The sequence below is a fragment of the Bacillus sp. SD075 genome (genome assembly GCF_017355165.1).
Lineage (GTDB): Bacteria > Bacillota > Bacilli > Bacillales > DSM-1321 > Peribacillus.
The window spans coordinates 1-1,821 of the sequence record NZ_JADILK010000102.1 but is presented as its reverse complement, the minus strand read 5'-3'; the positions used below and the strand labels follow the sequence as shown (position 1 = coordinate 1,821).

General features: G+C 39.1%; 1 protein-coding gene. It reads left to right on the top strand.

Features of this window, described 5'->3' with window-relative positions; translation table 11 throughout:
• The first annotated feature begins 122 nt into the window (after positions 1–122).
• On the top strand, positions 123–1,418 hold the full coding sequence (locus IOC57_RS25415; protein WP_207441356.1) for an IS110 family RNA-guided transposase: 1,296 nt from the start codon (positions 123–125) through the stop codon (positions 1,416–1,418).
• Positions 1,419–1,821 lie beyond the last annotated feature (403 nt).

Below are 1,821 nucleotides of genomic sequence, written 5' to 3'. Positions count from 1 at the left end.
GGGGCAGCATTCCTGTAATAACTGAAAATGAGGTTTGAACGAAAAAAGACCTCTTGATAAGATGAATGTGTCCTAAGCTGCCCAGCTAAAAAAGGACAAAACATCTATTTGGAGGTCTCACAATGAATTATAACCAAAATCATAAAATCTCTCAAATTACTTCTGAAACCTTAATTGTCGGAGTAGACATCGCCAAGCACAATCATGTCGCGAGAGCACAAGATTTTAGAGGATTGGAACTAGGTAAAACGTGTTTCTTTGAAAATACGAAAGCAGGATTTCATTTGTTTCTAGATTGGATTAACCAACTTGTTAAAGAGTGTAAGTTAAATCAAGTGATTGTAGGCATGGAGCCAACCGGTCACTACTGGTTAAATCTAGCTCATCTTCTAAAAGAGAATAATATTAAATTCGTATCTGTCAATCCACTACATGTTAAACGAAGTAAAGAATTAGACGATAATTCACCTACAAAGAATGACGTGAAAGATGCAAAAGTCATCGCACAATTAGTCAAAGACGGAAGATACGCCGAACCAACAATTCCACAAGGAATTTATGCAGAACTCCGAGTGGCCAAAAAACTTCGCGATCTTCTCAACGTTGACTTACAGGTCGTTCAGGGACAAGTTCATAACTGGCTTGATCGTTACTTTCCCGAATTTTTGACAGTGTTCAAAAGTTGGGAAGGCAAGGCAGCTATTCATTTTCTAAAGCTAGAAGCCTTGCCACATGAACTTGTAAAGTATACGGATGAGGAGCTCTTACTTTCCTTAAGACAAGTGGTAAAACGCAGTATAGGCTTAAAGAAGATACGAGCACTTAAAGAAGCAGCCAATCGTTCGATTGGTATTCGTCAAGGGGCAGCTATGGCGAAATTAGAGTTGAGAGCTTTACTAGAGAAGTATGATTTTATTCAAATGAAATTCGAAGAATTAGATCATCAATTAGATCAGTTATTAGACCATATCCCAGGTGTCACACAGATGTTAGAGGTGTCAGGAATCGGTCGAGATACAGTAGCAGGGTTTTTCGCAGAGGTCGGCGACCTCAGAGACTATCAACATCCTCGCCAAATCGTAAAATTAGCAGGTTTAAGTTTAAAAGAAAACACATCCGGAAAGCACAAAGGTCAGACCAAGATTACCAAACGGGGACGAAAGAAATTGAGGGCTCTCTTATTCCGGGCAGCCATGATACTGGTGGCAAAGAACAAGGCTTTTAAAGCTCTTCATATATATTACACAACACGTTCTCACAATCCCTTAAAGAAAATGCAATCTCTGATAGCCTTGTGTAACAAGCTTATTCGAATTCTGTTTTCAATCGGTAAAAAACAATTTACGTTTCAAGAAGACAAGATGTTAAAGGATATCCCTCATATGGCAACATTTGCAGTACATCAAACAGTCGCATAGTTCATTGAATTTTAAGGTTACACGGTCATTTAATTAACACTCATTTAAAAGTGAAGCACGGATTAGTCGGCAAAGCAACTAACGTGAGGACTTAGATCCTGTGGGGCAGCATGACCGACATCCACCTCATGGAAAGGTTGAACGAAGGAATGTAGGAGCATCGACTCTGTGAGACATGGGAGGGTTGACCTCCATGAGACATGTGGATATCCTAAAGTGCGATCATAACATTGCTTAAACCAATTTTTTCCTATAATTGGCTAGTTTAGCATACACTTTTTTCGATAATTCCCTATCCTTGAGGAGTAATGCCGAGCTTACATAGATAACGGTTAATGATGTGACTATGAAATCCTAAGAATTCTAGAGCAATCGTGAGATTGTGTTTAGTTTATTGAGGGAG